The organism is Pseudoalteromonas lipolytica, assembly GCF_003515105.1.
Classification (GTDB): domain Bacteria; phylum Pseudomonadota; class Gammaproteobacteria; order Enterobacterales; family Alteromonadaceae; genus Pseudoalteromonas; species Pseudoalteromonas lipolytica.
This window is the reverse complement of the sequence record NZ_CP032090.1, coordinates 3,398,981-3,414,369: the sequence shown is the minus strand read 5'-3', so window position 1 is coordinate 3,414,369 and position 15,389 is coordinate 3,398,981. Positions and strand designations below refer to the sequence as shown.

The window sequence follows — 15,389 nt, the reverse complement described above, 5'->3', positions numbered from 1 at the left end:
GCCACTCAATTGAGTGGCGTTTTTATTTTTAAAAGAGCACTTCATGTAAAATCTAATACATTAGGTTTAATTTTAAACGGTTTGAATAATTAATCACCCTAATAAAACAACAAGGATAACTTGTCGCAGCTCCTTGTCACACGTACGATGCGCCTTGTTTAAGAGTGATTAGACCAGTATTTTGCTGCTATTTACGTCGAAATATCTATAATAGGTGGTTAACGTGAGAAATAGTTGCTATTTTACATTTACCCTCTTAAGTTAAGCAGGGGTTTATGTTGAATATGTTTAAACTAGTTACTTAAAGGATATATCGCGTATTATGGCTGCAAAATTCAGACTTTTAGTTATAAATGGGCCAAATTTAAACATGCTTGGCAAGCGTGAACCTGAAAAGTATGGCACACAATCTCTTGACGAGATTATGGCTGAACTAAGCACGGTCGCGACGCGTTACCATGTTGATTTAACGCATTTTCAAAGTAACAGTGAAGCGGCGCTTATTGAGCGAATTCATGCAGCGTGGCAAGCGGTTGATTGTATTATTATCAACCCTGCAGCATTTACACATACAAGCGTTGCCTTACGAGATGCATTACTCAGTGTAAACATTCCCTTTTACGAGGTGCATTTAAGTAATGTACATGCACGTGAAGCATTTCGTCATCATTCGTATTTTTCGGATGTGGCACAAGGCGTTATCGTTGGATTAGGAGCAATGGGTTATAAAGTAGCACTTGAAGCTGCGGTTAATCGGTTGCAAAACACACATTAATTTTAAATAAACTAACAGGCGGGTCGTTTAATGGATATTCGCAAGATCAAAAAACTTATCGAACTAGTAGAAGAATCTGGTATTGCTGAATTAGAAATCACTGAAGGTGAAGAATCAGTACGCATTAACCGTAATAATATGAGTGCAGGTCCTGCAATGCATTATGCACCTCAACATTTTGCGGCACCAGCGCCGGCAGCAGCACCTGCTCCAGTTGCTGAAGCACCAGCGGCAGAAGCAGCACCAGCAGCACCAACCGGTCATCAAGTTAAATCACCAATGGTAGGTTCTTTCTACTCAGCAGCATCACCAGAAGCAGCGCCGTACGTAGAAGTAGGTTCAAAAGTAAATGTTGGCGATACACTGTGTATCGTTGAAGCAATGAAAATGATGAACCAAATCGAATCAGACAAAGCGGGCACAGTAAAAGCTATCTTAGTTGAAAACGGCGAGCCAGTAGAATTCGATCAACCTTTATTCATCATTGAATAATAGCGCAACAAAAGGCCAACTCTATGTTAGATAAAGTAGTCATTGCAAACCGAGGTGAAATTGCACTTCGTGTATTGCGCGCCTGCAAAGAGCTTGGGATCAAAACTGTTGCTGTGCACTCAACGGCAGACCGTGATCTTAAGCACGTGTTACTGGCAGACGAAACAATTTGTATTGGTAAACCTGCTGCGTCTGAAAGTTACTTAGATATTCCGCGCATTATTGCGGCGGCAGAAGTAACGGATGCGGTGGCGATTCACCCAGGTTATGGTTTTCTTTCTGAGAATGCAGACTTTGCTGATCAAGTAGAGCAAAGCGGCTTTGTATTTATCGGTCCAAGAGGCGACACAATTCGTCTAATGGGCGACAAAGTATCTGCAATTGAAGCAATGCGTAAAGCTGGCGTACCATGTGTACCAGGTTCTGATGGTCCATTAACGGCTGATAATGAACGCAATATTCAAATCGCTAAGCGCATTGGTTACCCTGTAATCATTAAAGCAGCAGGCGGCGGCGGTGGTCGTGGTATGCGTGTTGTGCGTAGCGAAAAAGAGTTAGTAGATTCAATCGCATTAACACAACAAGAAGCGAAGCAGTTCTTCGGTAATGGTATGGTTTACATGGAAAAATTCCTAGAAAACCCACGTCATATCGAAGTACAAGTATTAGCTGACGGCCAAGGTAACGCTGTTCACCTTGGTGAGCGTGACTGTTCAATGCAACGTCGTCACCAAAAAGTGGTTGAAGAAGCACCCGCACCGGGCATTACAGCTGAAATGCGTAAGTTCATCGGTGATCGCTGTACACGTGCATGTATCGAAATCGGTTATCGCGGTGCAGGTACTTTTGAGTTCTTATACGAAAACGGTGAGTTCTACTTCATTGAAATGAACACCCGTATTCAAGTTGAGCACCCTGTAACAGAGATGGTAACAGGTGTTGACTTAATTAAAGAACAGCTAAAAATTGCTGCGGGTCAACCATTATCATTCACACAAGAAGATGTGGTTATTCGTGGTCACGCCATTGAGTGTCGTATTAACGCAGAAGACCCTGAAACCTTCATTCCTTCACCGGGTAAAATCACACGATTCCACCCAGCTGGCGGTTTAGGTATTCGTTGGGACAGCCACATTTATGCTGATTACACTGTACCACCTCATTACGATTCAATGATTGGTAAGTTGATCTGTTACGGTGAAAACCGTGATGTAGCGATTGCGCGTTCACGTAATGCGTTAAACGAATTAGTTATCGACGGCATTAAGACCAACACCCCACTGCACAAGAAAATCTTGGCAGATGAAAACTTCCAAAACGGTGGTACTAATATCCACTACCTTGAGAAGAAACTCGGTCTTTAAACATAATAATGTTTACCTAAAACAAACCGGCAACTTTGCCGGTTTTTTTGTGTCAAATTCAAGGCATGGCTGATTCTCGCCTTACATAAATAATCTGGTATGATTAACAAAGTAGTGTGTTTTTAGTTTTTCATGAGGTAATAATGACCGACAGTGTTGGTTTTCCACTGGCTGATGAAGCTGCAACGGTAAACATGGGTAAGCAACTTGCGGCGTTAATGGAGCAAGGCGCGGTAATTTATTTGCACGGCGACTTAGGAGCCGGCAAAACGACTTTAACGCGTGGTATTGTTCAAGGTTTTGGTCATCAAGGTAAGGTTAAGAGTCCGACGTATACATTAGTAGAGCCTTATCAATTAACGAAAGCAGATGTCTATCACTTTGATTTATATCGTTTAGGTGACCCTGAAGAACTTGAGTATATGGGAATTCGTGACTATTTTTCACCACAGGCAATTTGTGTGGTTGAATGGCCCGAGAAAGGGGGCGAGTTTATCCCTACGCCCGATTTAGATGTCACGTTACGCTATGAAGGTGAGGCACGTGCTATTGAAATAAAGAGTTTAACTGAGCGTGGTCAGTCTATAGTTAGACAATTAAAGAGCGCGCAATAATAAAATAAATAACAATAAAAGGTGTGTTATCAAAAATGGGTTGTTGTACATTTAAACTATTAATTTTTTGGATGCTTTTGATTGTTAGTGACGTTGCGCTGGCACAAAATTCCATTAATAGCGTGCGTGTGTGGCCCTCTCCAGACAGTACTCGGGTTGTGTTTGATTTAAACGACAAACCCGATTACAGCTACTTCATGCTGAAAAACCCTTCGCGTTTAGTGATTGATCTCAAAGACACCGATAAGTTAGATACACTGCCAAGTATTCCAAACAAACACCAAATAGTTTCTAAGCTGCGTTATTCGAAACCAAAAGACAGCAAAAGTGTGCGCTTTGTCTTTGAATTAACCCGAGCGACGAAGCCCGTGGTATTTGCATTATTACCTACCGACCCTTATAAGCATCGTTTAGTTGTTGACCTTGTTGATAAAACACCAAAAGCGGAGCCGATAGCGAGTACGAATAGCAGTGTCAAAAAGCGCGAGCTTAATCAAGAGCGTGATATTGTGATTGCGATTGATGCAGGGCACGGTGGGGAAGACCCCGGTTCAATAGGGCCATCAGGCACCTATGAAAAAGACATCACGTTGCAAATTGCTAAACGCTTGGAGCGAATGATTGATGCTGAGCGTGGGATGATTTCACGTATGATCCGCCGCAGTGATTATTTTGTAAACCTGAATACGCGTACCAATATTGCACGCGAGAAAAAAGCAGACTTTTTTGTGTCTATTCATGCTGACGCCTTCACCAGTCCGCAACCTAATGGAGCCTCTGTATGGGTGTTGTCGCTGCGCCGTGCAAACTCAGAAATTGGTAAATGGATTGAGGATAAAGAAAAGCATTCGGAGCTTTTAGGCGGTGCAGCTGGGGTGTTAAAAGACACCGCTAGTGAAAAGTATTTAGCGCAAGCATTGCTTGATATGTCGATGGACCACTCAATGAAAACGGGTTTTAACGTCGCTGAAGAGGTGGTGAGAGAGCTTAAAAAAGTGGCTAAATTACATAAAAAAGAACCACAAGCAGCGAGCCTTGCAGTGCTTAAATCGCCAGATATTCCCTCTATTTTGGTCGAAACAGGGTTTATCTCGAATCCGCGTGAAGAACGTTTACTAAAAACAGCCAATCACCAAGAGCGATTAGCTAAAGCAATCTTTAAATCAATTAAAAGCTATTATTTACAAAATCCACCTGATGACTCTTTATTTGCTAAATTAAAAGCGCAATACCCAACCAAGCATAAGGTACGCCCGGGTGAATCGCTAAGCATGTTGGCGAGTCGTTATGGCACATCTGTGAGCAAGCTTAAAACGGTAAATAACCTAAAATCGAACACTTTGTTTATCGGGCAAGAGCTTGATATTCCCCAAAGCTAGTCAATTAGCGTGTTAGGAACACTATGAGTATAGAAATATTACCCGCGCGACTGGCTAACCAAATTGCAGCGGGTGAAGTGGTTGAGCGTCCCGCGTCAGTCGTTAAAGAGCTGGTTGAAAATAGTTTGGATGCCGGTGCGACGCGAATCCAAATAGATATTGAACGTGGTGGTCATAAGCTTATTCGGATTCGAGATAATGGCTCGGGTATTAATAAAGATGAGCTCACGTTGGCATTATCTCGCCACGCAACCAGTAAGTTAAAGTCACTCGATGATCTGGAGAATATTTGTTCGCTAGGTTTTCGTGGTGAAGCGTTGGCCTCGATCAGCTCAGTATCACGTTTGACATTGAGCTCGAAGCCAAAAAAGCAAGAGGCTGCATGGCAAGCGTTTGCTGAAGGCCGTGATATGGCGGTGCAAGTCAAGCCAACAGCCCACCCCGATGGCACTACCATTGAGGTGAAAGACTTATTTTTTAACACCCCAGCACGACGTAAATTTTTACGCACCGAAAAAACCGAGTTTTCGCATATTGATGAGCTCATTAAGCGAATCGCTTTAAGCCGCTTCGATGTGTCGATTACGTTAACGCATAATGCCAAGGTCGTGCGTCAGTACCGTGCGAAACCAAACCCTGAGGATGCGATTACCCGTGTTGCGCAAGTCGCTGGTAAAGCATTTAGCGAACACGCTTTACATATTCAATCTGGTGAAGCGGGGCTGATGCTGCGAGGTTGGGTTTTACCTGTAGGGTCAAGCAACAGTACGCAGTACACCTATGTAAATAATCGCATGATGCGCGATAAGTTGATTCTGCATGCAATTCGTCAGGCCTTTGAAGAGGTCGCAGGGTCTGAGGAGCTACCAGGCTTCGTTATTTATATTGATATTGACCCGCGCCAAGTTGACGTTAACGTGCACCCGGCCAAACACGAAGTGCGTTTTCACCAAGGGCGCTTGGTTCATGATTTTATTCTACAAGCGATTAAACAAGTGGTCGTGCCGCTTCAGCATGACGTCGATTTTGAGTCAGGTGTTAATAACACGCACTCTGTTGCAGACACGCCGCTTAATTTCACTCAATCAAGTACGTTGCCAGTGAGTCGCCCTGCTACAAGCTATTCTGAGCAGTATGATTACCCTAAGTCGGCATTACAGCCAACGCGTCACCCTTCGTATTCATCGTCGGGTGGGGCATCGCGTGCAGGGGGCAGTGCGCCAAGTGAGCCCCGAACTAAAACGACTCATCACGATGTTAATGCGTTTTATCAAGGAATTAGCGAGCAACACGCGGCACATTTTGACCGTGTTAGCCCTGAGCCCAGTGTTGCAGCGGTAACCGATACACAACCCGCATTGACCCAGCTTATGCATGTGAAAGAGGGGCAGTGTGTATTTTGTGAAGATAACCAGTTATTTGCAGCTCACTTTAAGCATGCACTGAGCCTCGACTGGCACACTCAGGTTGAACAAGCAGGAAACCTTGAAGGCAAAGCATTGCTGTTGCCTGTGCGTGTTAATGTGAGTGATGATGACGTCAATGCGCTTAATGCGCAGCAATCTTGGTTTACGTTATTAGGGTTTGACCTCGTCATTGAAAAACATTTTGTGATGGTGAAAAAACTGCCGCCCTGTTTGTATTTATTAGATGTGAGTGATGCAATAGCACGACTTATTAGTGCCTGTCAGAGTGTTGATAGCACATTAGACGGTTGGCTTATTTGGCTTGATAGCCAAATACCGACCCGGTATTTTGCAAGCCAAGTCTTTTTGGAACAAATATCGCGACTAGAAAATAATCCACAAACAATGCAACGTTTGCGTGAAAAAGCAGTTAAAATAGAACTATCTCAGTTTTTAAACGAAGCAAGGTAATCAGGCTTGAATAACTTACCCGTCATTTTTTTAATGGGACCAACAGCTGCAGGGAAAACCGAACTGGCAATTGCATTATGCGAGCACCTTAACACTGAAATTATCAGTGTTGACTCCGCACTTGTATATAAAGATATGAATATTGGTACGGCTAAGCCCGATGCTGATGAATTAGCGCGAGCGCCACATCATTTGATTGATATTATTGATCCAGCAGAGAGTTATTCAGTCGCAGATTTTCGTCGCGATGCAATTGAAAAGATTGATCTATTTCATCAGCAAGGTAAAGTACCTGTACTGGTTGGCGGTACAATGATGTATTTTAAATCATTACTTGATGGCTTATCACCGCTACCAGAGGCATCACCCGAAGTACGTGCTGAGCTTGAAAAAGAAGCAAAGCAGTTTGGTTGGCCGCATTTGCACAAAGAGCTTATTAAAATTGATCCTGATGCTGCGAGCAAAATGAGTGAAAATGATTCACAACGCATTAATCGTGCGCTCGAAGTGTATCGTATAACAGGTAAAACAATGACAGAGCTGCAAAAACAAAAGCAGCCTGAGTTACCATATACTTTCCATCAATTTGCGATTGCACCTGATGATCGCAGTGAATTGCATCAGCGAATTGAGAAAAGGTTTAAAATAATGCTCGACCAGGGGTTTGAAAATGAAGTTTCATCCCTATATAAACGTAAGGATTTACACCCCGATCTGCCATCAATTCGTTGCGTAGGTTATAGACAAATGTGGGATTACATTGCAGGCGAAACTGACTATGATGAAATGGTCTTTCGTGGTATTGCAGCCACACGGCAGTTAGCCAAGCGACAGCTAACTTGGTTAAGAGGTTGGCCAAATGTTACTTGGTTAACCACGGGTGATGAAGAAAACTTGCAACGTGTAGTAAGTTCGCTAAGCTAGTAGTAGTTGAAAAAATTTAGCTTTGTTAAATGAGTTCAGCTACTTAATTATAATAACACCTAGAACGAAGGAAAATAACATGGCAAAAGGCCAGTCGTTACAAGACCCATTTTTGAATGCGTTACGTCGTGAGCGCATTCCAGTATCAATCTTTTTGGTTAATGGCATTAAACTTCAGGGTAAAATCCAGTCATTTGACCAATTTGTTATTTTACTAGAAAACACCGTAAATCAAATGGTGTATAAACACGCTATTTCTACCGTTGTTCCAGCGCGATCTGTTAACTTCCAAGGTGTACAAGGAAGTGATGATGCAGAAGAGCAAGAAGCTGGAAACTTTTAAATTTAGGAGCGTAATGCTTGTTTGACCGTTATGAAGCCGGCGAACAGGCAGTTTTAGTTCATATCGACTTACCTAAAGAGGGGGATCGCGAAGATCTTCACGAATTAGAGTTGTTGGTATCTTCTGCTGGTGTTAGTAGTTTGGCGATTGTGCAAGGCAGTCGTCAAGCACCACATCCGAAACTATTCGTCGGGACCGGAAAAGCAGAAGAAATCGCTGAAACTGTCAAAATCCACAATGCAGATGTCATCATTTTCAATCATCAACTTAGCCCGTCACAGGAGCGCAATTTAGAGCGCGTTTGCCAGTGTCGTGTACTTGATCGTACGAGTTTGATCTTGGATATTTTTGCGCAGCGAGCGCGTACCCACGAAGGTAAACTTCAAGTGGAGTTGGCTCAGCTTCGCCATATTTCTACTCGCTTGATCCGTGGTTGGACCCACCTTGAAAGACAAAAAGGCGGGATTGGTTTACGAGGACCGGGTGAAACTCAACTCGAGACAGATAGACGCTTACTGCGTGCAAGAATTAAGAATATTCGTGCCCGTTTAGATAAAGTCGCTGTTCAGCGTGAGCAGGGGCGACGTGCGCGTACTCGAAATGAAATCCCCACGGTGTCATTAGTTGGGTATACCAATGCGGGTAAGTCGACACTCTTTAACCGTATAACAAATTCTGATGTGTATGCAGCGGATCAGCTGTTTGCAACACTTGATCCAACGTTACGTAAGTTGGACATTGGAGACATTGGCCCCGTTATTTTGGCCGATACGGTGGGCTTTATTCGCCACTTACCACATGATTTAGTGGCTGCCTTTAAAGCAACATTAACAGAAACGCGTGAAGCCGATTTACAGCTTCATGTGATTGATGTGGCAGACCCCCGCCGTAAAGAAAATATTGAGCAGGTGCAATCGGTACTCAAAGAAATTGAGGCAGACGATGTGCCACAATTATTGGTTTATAACAAAATTGATGCGCTAGATGACGTTGCGCCACGTATAGATAGAAACGACGAAGGGCAACCTATTCGCGTTTGGCTTTCGGCACGTACGGGGGTCGGTTGTGAGTTGTTGTCTGAGGCAATTAATGAGTTACTTGCCAAAAAAATGTTTGCCGATGAGCTTAAATTACCGCCACAACATGGGCGTATTCGTGCCGCATTATTTAATTTAAATGCTGTGCATGAAGAGCAATTTGATGAGCAAGGCAATTGGCTTTTGTCAGTACGTTTGCCTATGGCGGAATGGAATCGTTTGAAAAAAGAAATGGGGCATGACCTCGATTCTTTTGTAGCGGCGAACTAAAAATCAGCAGCATTTGTCATTTTTAGTATGAGAAATGCTGTATATTTGATAGATTTAACCTAATTCATTTAGATAACAATGGAGTATAGCTATGGCCTGGAATGAACCGGGTAATAATGGCAATGATAAAGATCCGTGGAATAATAAAGGCGGTAAAGATCAAGGCCCACCTGATTTAGACGAGGTACTGCGTAAGTTCTCCGGCAAGTTTGGCGGTTTATTTGGTGGTAACAAACCAGGTAACAACGGCGGCGGACTTGGTGGCGCAGGCATTTCTTTCATTTTAATCATTGCCGTCATCGTATGGGCATTGAGTGGTATTTACACCGTAAAAGAAGCCGAGCGTGGTGTGGTTCTACAGTTTGGTCAATTTGACCGTATTGCTGAACCTGGCTTACGTTGGAAGATGACGTTCATCGAACGTGTTATTCCTGTTGATATTGAAGCCGTTCGTTCATTATCAGCAAAAGGGTTTATGCTCACCGAAGATGAAAACGTAGTTAATGTTGAGTTTGAAGTTCAGTACCGTGTAATTGACCCACATCTTTACAAGTTTAGTGTAACGGATGCTGATCACAGCTTACAACAGGCACTTGATAGTGCACTGCGTTATGTCATTGGTCATGTGAAAATGGACCAAGTACTCACAACAGGTCGTGAGGTAGTTCGTCAACAAACATGGGATGAACTAAACAAAATTATCGAGCCTTATAACCTCGGTATTATTGTCAGCGATGTGAACTTTAAAGACTCTCGTCCGCCGGGCGAAGTGAAAGATGCCTTTGATGATGCGATTGCAGCGCAAGAAGATGAAGAACGTTTTATTCGTGAAGCCGAAGCATATGCCCGTGAAATTGAACCGCGTGCACGTGGTCAAGTCACACGTATGACACAAGAAGCAGAAGCGTATCGCGAACGTATTACCCTTGAAGCTCAGGGTGAAGTGGCACGTTTTGAAAAGTTATTACCTGAGTACCAAGCAGCAAAAGAAGTCACGCGTCAGCGTTTATATATTGATGCAATGGAACAAGTGTTAGGTAACAGCTCTAAAGTGTTAGTCGATGTGAAAGGTGGCAATAACATGCTGTATTTACCACTTGATAAAATCATGGAAAAGCAAGGCACAGCAACGCGAGTTGCACTTCCAAGCTCAAGTGATATCAAGGACCTTCGCAATAAGATAAACACATCACGAAACAGCACTGTTAATCCAAGCGGTGATCGTTTCGCTACTGACCGTTTTAATGAGGGGAGATAAACAAGATGAAAAACTTTAGTTTAGTCATACTCGCCCTTGCTCTTGTATTGTCGTTCTCAGCAGTATTTGTTGTGCAAGAAGGCGAAAAGGCAATTGTGCTGTTATTCAGCAAAGTGCAAAAAGACGACAGTGATAACGCGGTGGTGTATGGGCCTGGTTTACACCTTAAAGTCCCATTTTTTAGCCAAGTACGTCGCTTAGACGCACGTATTCAAACGCTAGATGGTGCACCAGACCGCTTTGTAACCAGCGAGAAGAAAGACTTAATTGTTGATTCGTACGTAAAATGGCGTATTAACGATTTTAGCGCTTTCTACTTGCGTGCTCGTGGTGATAAGCAATACGCTGAAACACTCCTAAAGCAAAAAGTTAATAACGGACTGCGTACTAACTTCGGTTCGCGCACTATCAGAGAAATTGTCTCTGGTGAGCGAAGTGAGCTGATGGAAGAAGCATTAGTACAAGCATCAGAAAGTGCGCAAGAGTTAGGTATCGAAGTACTTGATGTGCGTGTTAAGCAAATTAACTTACCACAAGAAGTGAGTAGCTCTATTTTCCAACGTATGCGTGCTGAACGTACTGCAGTGGCAAAAGAGCACCGTTCTGAAGGTCAGGAAAAAGCGGAAACAATTCGTGCAGAAGTCGATCGCCGAGTCACCGTTATGCTTGCTGATGCAGAGCGAAATGCACGTACTGTGCGCGGTGAAGGTGATGCGAATGCCGCAGCTATCTACGCGAACGCATACAGTAAAGATGCTGAATTCTTTAGCTTTGTTCGTAGCTTAGAAGCATACAAAAATACCTTTAAAGATAAGCAAGACGTGATGGTTCTATCACCGGATAGCGATTTCTTTAATTACATGAAAGGTTCTAAAGCACAGTAATTTACTGTCGCTGCTAAAAGCCCCGCCTATTTTGCGGGGCTTTTTTGTTTCTGAGATTGCTTAAAACATAGACTGTCTGTTTTTATAAACCTCTGTTCTGCCTGTAATTGTGCTATTAAATAAGATGATAAAAATTCAGCCGCAGAAAAAATAAGCTAAACGGGGTGATCTTTCACCTCGTTTTCTGGTAAAATCTCGTCCTAATTTTTTCTAAGTGAATTTGCAATGGGTAAAAACGTTGTTGTACTAGGCACCCAATGGGGTGACGAAGGTAAGGGTAAGGTAGTTGACCTCCTTACAGACAAAGCATCTTTAGTAGTTCGTTATCAAGGTGGTCATAACGCAGGCCATACTTTGGTGATCAACGGTGAAAAGACGGTTTTACACCTTATTCCATCGGGTGTATTACGTGACAATGTTAAGTGTGTGATCGGTAATGGTGTTGTTTTATCACCAGAAGCATTAATGAAAGAAATCGGCATGCTAGAAGAGCGTGGCGTACCAGTACGTGAACGCTTATTAATCAGCGAAGCATGTCCGCTAATTTTACCTTTCCACATTGCATTAGATTTAGCCCGTGAAAAAGCACGTGGCGATAAGCCAATCGGTACGACAGGTCGTGGTATCGGTCCAGCTTATGAAGACAAAGTAGCACGTCGTGGTATACGTGTTGGTGACTTATTCAACCCTGAACAGTTTGCTAGTAAGCTTAAAGAAGTATTGGAATACCATAACTTCACGTTAGAGCATTACTACAAAGTAGAGCCAGTGGACTTCCAAAAGACATTTGACGATGCAATGGCAATCGCTGATATCTTAAAAGCAATGGTTGTTGATGTTACTGAGCTTCTTGATCAAACACGTTTAGCGGGCGACAACATCTTATTTGAAGGTGCGCAAGGTACGTTACTTGATATCGACCACGGTACATACCCATACGTAACATCGTCTAACACTACTGCAGGTGGTGTAGCTACCGGTGCGGGCTTTGGTCCATTACACCTTGATTACGTATTAGGTATCATCAAAGCTTACACAACACGTGTAGGTTCAGGTCCATTCCCTACCGAGCTTTACGACGGTCTAGATAAACAAGACCCAGTAGGTAAGCACTTAGGTGAGAAAGGCCATGAGTTTGGTGCAACAACGGGCCGTTTACGTCGTACAGGTTGGTTAGATGCAGTGGCTATGCGCCGTGCAGTACAAATCAACAGCATCTCAGGTTTCTGTTTAACTAAACTAGACGTACTAGACGGTTTAGAAACACTGAAAATCTGTACTGGTTACCAGTTAGAAGATGGCACAGTAACGAACGTTACACCATTAGCTGCTGAAGGCTACGAGAAAGTAACACCAGTATACGAAGAGATGCCTGGTTGGTCTGAAAACACAGTCGGTGTTACTTCAGTTGAAGAGCTGCCAAAAGCAGCGATTGACTACATCAAACGTATCGAAGAAATCACTGGCGTGCCAGTTGATATCATCTCAACAGGTCCAGACCGTGTTGAAACAATGGTATTACGCAACCCGTTTGCATAATCACGATATGTTTAAAAAAGCTGCTTCGGCAGCTTTTTTTGTGCCTAAAATTTATTCTGGAATGAAAATTGTATATTATTTACTAAGACAGATTTTCATTAAGTGATTTTGATGCGTGTTTTATTGCCTTTAACATTCCTCTTTTCAAGCCTAGCCATGGCTGAAGAGCCTATTACAGCAGTCCCTTTGTATACTGAGAGCGAGTTAATTGGCTTAATTAATAAAAATGCACATTTGGCACGGGTAAAGGCTGATGATTGCCAGCTAGTACAAGATATTGAAGCGCGAGCCAATAAAATGGCGTTGCCATCGTATCAATTCCTGTATGGTGATATGTTAGCGTATGCGGTGTGTGTAGACCGCAATGTTGAGCTGGGTGTTTATTACATGCGCCAAGCCGCACAGCAAGGTTTCGCAGCGGCACTCGAGCAGCTTGGTCGTTACTATGATGTCGGCCAATTAGTACAGAAAGATAAAGCCATGGCGGTCACCTACCTCAGAGAAGCGTCGGCACAGGGAAACCTTAAAGCACAAATTCGCTTGGTTAACCTATTCAATCAAGGCTATGGCAGCCCTCGTGACTATGAAGACGCCTACCGTTGGTTATTTCACTCAATGGTGGCTGACAAAGCACAGCATAAAAAAGTAGAACAGTTACTGGCTAAATTGGCAGAAAAAATGCCCGACAGCGTTGTCGCCCGCGCCCGTCTACCTGAATAAACAAAGGCCAGCAAATGCTGGCCTTATCGTTATTATTAGTCTTCTTTTTTCTCTTTATTTTTACCGTTATTCGGATCTTTTAAAACAGAAAGTTTAGGAGGCTGTAGTGCCACGACTCGTTCACCAACTTGAGGTGTTTTTTCCATGTGGGTGGTGAAAGGGCGAAGACGTATAGGTGAATCATCGTCATCATCTTTTTCACCATTTAGAATAAACAATGGAATTGCTTCACTGTTGACTTCTTGGTACTGCTCCCAGCTAAACTCGTCAGAAATACGCGTTGCACTCACTTTACCCCCTTTCGCGATTAAGCTACTTAAACGAGCATAGGCCCCGTTATCACCAAATAAAATTTGTCGTGATAAGAACGTCGCACTGTCTTTATTCGCTTTAGCGTGGTTGGTTGATGAGCGCAGTGAAAATACATTTTTTTCATCCAATAGGTGAGAAAAATACTGTACGCCCAAGGCATTATGATGACGGTTTGGCGACAGTGCCAACACGTTTCTAATTGTGGTTAGGGGTAAGTAACGCTCAGCATGTTCTGATTGCGGGTTACCGTAATAACAGGGTAAACCATCCATGCGCGCCATGCGACAGTTTTCCCACGCGGGGTCAGATAAATGAACAGGAATGTTTTGTTCTTTTAAACCACAGGCGATAGCACGTGCAACATGGTTTGCACCTATGATAAGAATCGTATTAGGTGACGGCTGACGTACTTTTAATAATTTAGCTAAAGGCGTTGCCGTTAAACTCTGTAAAACCACTGTGACGATAATGACTGTGAAGATAAGTGGCACTATTTTTTCTGCATCCGCGATACCGGCTTCGACCATGCTTAGGGCAAACACAGAGCCTACTGCTGCCGCGACAATACCGCGTGGGGCTATCCACGATAAGACGAGACGAGATTTTAAGGGTAAATCACTTTTAAACGTCGAAATTGCGATACACGCAGGACGCGCCACAAATAAAACAATGGCTAAAAAGATAAACACGTCGCTGTGCAGCATCATTAAGTCGGATAGCTGCAAACGTGCAGCCAGTAAGATGAACAGGGATGAAATGAGAATCATCGACAGGTCTTCTTTAAATTCAAGCACAGAGTCTATTTCTAAGTCGTCCTGATTAGCAAGCCATATACCAAAGACGGTAACAGCAAGTAGTCCTGATTCATGGCTTAAGTGGTTAGAAACCGTGAAACTAATGAGCACTAAGGCTAGTATGCCAAACTTATGTAGTTCGAACGGTAACCACTCTCGGCGAATAAGTAGGGTTGTTAACCAGCCAGCGACGACACCGATTGTTAAACCAACGCCTAAGGTCTTGAATAAAGCAATGATCGTGTGGCTGAGTACTTCGCCCTGACCAACAAGCATGACGGCTTCAAATACAAGCACTGCAAACAAGGCACCAATGGGGTCAATAACAATACCTTCCCAGCGTAATATACGGTCGATATCTTGCGTAGGCCGCATTGAGTTTAATAAAGGGGCAATAACCGTAGGGCCGGTAACCACTAATACTGCCCCCAGAACTGCTGCAACACGCCAGTTTAGTTCTAAAATCCAATAGGCACTGAGGCTTATAATTAAACAGGTGGTGATCATACCGATGGAGCATAGGTTTCGAACAACTTTGCCTATGCCTTTTAACTCTCGAAAATGAAGCGTTAAGGAGCCTTCAAAAAGGATCACTGCAACACTCAATGACACGACAGGGAAAAGCAAGTCGCCGAGTAAGGCATCGGGGTTTAAAATGCCGCTAAATGGGCCAAGTAATAAACCCGTTAGTAGTAAAAATAAAATAGCGGGTACACGAAACGCCCAGGCTATCCACTGTGCTAACACAGAGCACAAGGCGATCCCTGCTATATAAATTGCTGACATAGAATAAAGTATCCTTTAGTT

14 protein-coding genes are annotated in these 15,389 nt (G+C 43.3%); 13 read left to right on the top strand and 1 reads right to left on the bottom strand.

Annotated elements, in window-relative coordinates:
• Positions 1 to 322: 322 nt before the first annotated feature.
• The 13 genes from aroQ (at position 323) to D0907_RS15255 (ending at position 13,476) form a co-directional block, all read left to right on the top strand.
• Positions 323 to 775, top strand: a complete 453-nt coding sequence (gene aroQ, locus D0907_RS15315) for a type II 3-dehydroquinate dehydratase (RefSeq protein WP_036973359.1) — start codon at positions 323 to 325, stop codon at positions 773 to 775.
• Between the two features lie 30 nt (positions 776 to 805).
• Complete coding sequence (accB, locus tag D0907_RS15310; RefSeq protein WP_036973358.1) at positions 806 to 1,267, top strand: acetyl-CoA carboxylase biotin carboxyl carrier protein; 462 nt, start codon at positions 806 to 808, stop codon at positions 1,265 to 1,267.
• Between the two features lie 23 nt (positions 1,268 to 1,290).
• Positions 1,291 to 2,631: an acetyl-CoA carboxylase biotin carboxylase subunit gene (gene accC, locus D0907_RS15305; RefSeq protein ID WP_036973357.1), complete on the top strand. Its 1,341-nt coding sequence runs from the start codon at positions 1,291 to 1,293 to the stop codon at positions 2,629 to 2,631.
• Positions 2,632 to 2,774: 143 nt separating this feature from the next.
• Positions 2,775 to 3,245, top strand: a complete 471-nt coding sequence (gene tsaE / locus D0907_RS15300; protein WP_036973356.1) for a tRNA (adenosine(37)-N6)-threonylcarbamoyltransferase complex ATPase subunit type 1 TsaE — start codon at positions 2,775 to 2,777, stop codon at positions 3,243 to 3,245.
• Positions 3,246 to 3,316: 71 nt separating this feature from the next.
• Positions 3,317 to 4,624: an N-acetylmuramoyl-L-alanine amidase gene (locus D0907_RS15295; protein ID WP_227006797.1), complete on the top strand. Its 1,308-nt coding sequence runs from the start codon at positions 3,317 to 3,319 to the stop codon at positions 4,622 to 4,624.
• A 23-nt stretch (positions 4,625 to 4,647) separates the two neighbouring features.
• Positions 4,648 to 6,501, top strand: a complete 1,854-nt coding sequence (mutL, locus tag D0907_RS15290; protein ID WP_118844715.1) for a DNA mismatch repair endonuclease MutL — start codon at positions 4,648 to 4,650, stop codon at positions 6,499 to 6,501.
• A gap of 6 nt (positions 6,502 to 6,507) precedes the next feature.
• On the top strand, positions 6,508 to 7,425 hold the full coding sequence (miaA, locus tag D0907_RS15285; RefSeq protein ID WP_036973353.1) for a tRNA (adenosine(37)-N6)-dimethylallyltransferase MiaA: 918 nt from the start codon (positions 6,508 to 6,510) through the stop codon (positions 7,423 to 7,425).
• Positions 7,426 to 7,504: 79 nt separating this feature from the next.
• On the top strand, positions 7,505 to 7,768 hold the full coding sequence (gene hfq, locus D0907_RS15280; RefSeq protein ID WP_036973352.1) for an RNA chaperone Hfq: 264 nt from the start codon (positions 7,505 to 7,507) through the stop codon (positions 7,766 to 7,768).
• A gap of 17 nt (positions 7,769 to 7,785) precedes the next feature.
• Positions 7,786 to 9,075 carry a ribosome rescue GTPase HflX gene (hflX, locus tag D0907_RS15275; protein ID WP_036973351.1) on the top strand — a complete coding sequence of 430 codons (1,290 nt, stop codon included), beginning with the start codon at positions 7,786 to 7,788 and terminating at the stop codon, positions 9,073 to 9,075.
• Positions 9,076 to 9,166: 91 nt separating this feature from the next.
• A complete protein-coding gene (gene hflK, locus D0907_RS15270; protein ID WP_036973350.1) occupies positions 9,167 to 10,333 on the top strand; it encodes an FtsH protease activity modulator HflK in 1,167 nt (388 codons plus the stop codon).
• Between the two features lie 5 nt (positions 10,334 to 10,338).
• A complete protein-coding gene (gene hflC / locus D0907_RS15265; protein ID WP_036973349.1) occupies positions 10,339 to 11,217 on the top strand; it encodes a protease modulator HflC in 879 nt (292 codons plus the stop codon).
• Positions 11,218 to 11,442: 225 nt separating this feature from the next.
• The gene (locus D0907_RS15260; RefSeq protein WP_036973348.1) at positions 11,443 to 12,756 is read left to right on the top strand and encodes an adenylosuccinate synthase; all 1,314 of its coding nucleotides are present in this window, start codon (positions 11,443 to 11,445) and stop codon (positions 12,754 to 12,756) included.
• Positions 12,757 to 12,867: 111 nt separating this feature from the next.
• A complete protein-coding gene (locus tag D0907_RS15255; RefSeq protein ID WP_036973347.1) occupies positions 12,868 to 13,476 on the top strand; it encodes a tetratricopeptide repeat protein in 609 nt (202 codons plus the stop codon).
• Positions 13,477 to 13,511: 35 nt separating this feature from the next.
• On the opposite strand, the gene D0907_RS15250 is transcribed toward D0907_RS15255, so the two are convergent.
• Positions 13,512 to 15,368 (bottom strand): cation:proton antiporter, encoded by a 1,857-nt coding sequence (locus D0907_RS15250; protein WP_036973346.1) that lies wholly within the window; start codon positions 15,366 to 15,368, stop codon positions 13,512 to 13,514.
• Between the last annotated feature and the right edge of the window lie 21 nt (positions 15,369 to 15,389).

Excerpts from the sequence above, each read along its gene's own strand:
- aroQ (WP_036973359.1), top strand. The coding sequence starts at position 323 with ATGGCTGCAAAATTCAGACTTTTAGTTATAAATGGGCCAAATTTAAAC.
- accB (WP_036973358.1), top strand. The coding sequence starts at position 806 with ATGGATATTCGCAAGATCAAAAAACTTATCGAACTAGTAGAAGAATCT.
- accC (WP_036973357.1), top strand. The coding sequence starts at position 1,291 with ATGTTAGATAAAGTAGTCATTGCAAACCGAGGTGAAATTGCACTTCGT.
- tsaE (WP_036973356.1), top strand. The coding sequence starts at position 2,775 with ATGACCGACAGTGTTGGTTTTCCACTGGCTGATGAAGCTGCAACGGTA.
- D0907_RS15295 (WP_227006797.1), top strand. The coding sequence starts at position 3,317 with ATGCTTTTGATTGTTAGTGACGTTGCGCTGGCACAAAATTCCATTAAT.
- mutL (WP_118844715.1), top strand. The coding sequence starts at position 4,648 with ATGAGTATAGAAATATTACCCGCGCGACTGGCTAACCAAATTGCAGCG.
- hfq (WP_036973352.1), top strand. The coding sequence starts at position 7,505 with ATGGCAAAAGGCCAGTCGTTACAAGACCCATTTTTGAATGCGTTACGT.
- hflK (WP_036973350.1), top strand. The coding sequence starts at position 9,167 with ATGGCCTGGAATGAACCGGGTAATAATGGCAATGATAAAGATCCGTGG.
- hflC (WP_036973349.1), top strand. The coding sequence starts at position 10,339 with ATGAAAAACTTTAGTTTAGTCATACTCGCCCTTGCTCTTGTATTGTCG.
- D0907_RS15260 (WP_036973348.1), top strand. The coding sequence starts at position 11,443 with ATGGGTAAAAACGTTGTTGTACTAGGCACCCAATGGGGTGACGAAGGT.
- D0907_RS15255 (WP_036973347.1), top strand. The coding sequence starts at position 12,868 with ATGCGTGTTTTATTGCCTTTAACATTCCTCTTTTCAAGCCTAGCCATG.
- D0907_RS15250 (WP_036973346.1), bottom strand. The coding sequence starts at position 15,368 with ATGTCAGCAATTTATATAGCAGGGATCGCCTTGTGCTCTGTGTTAGCA.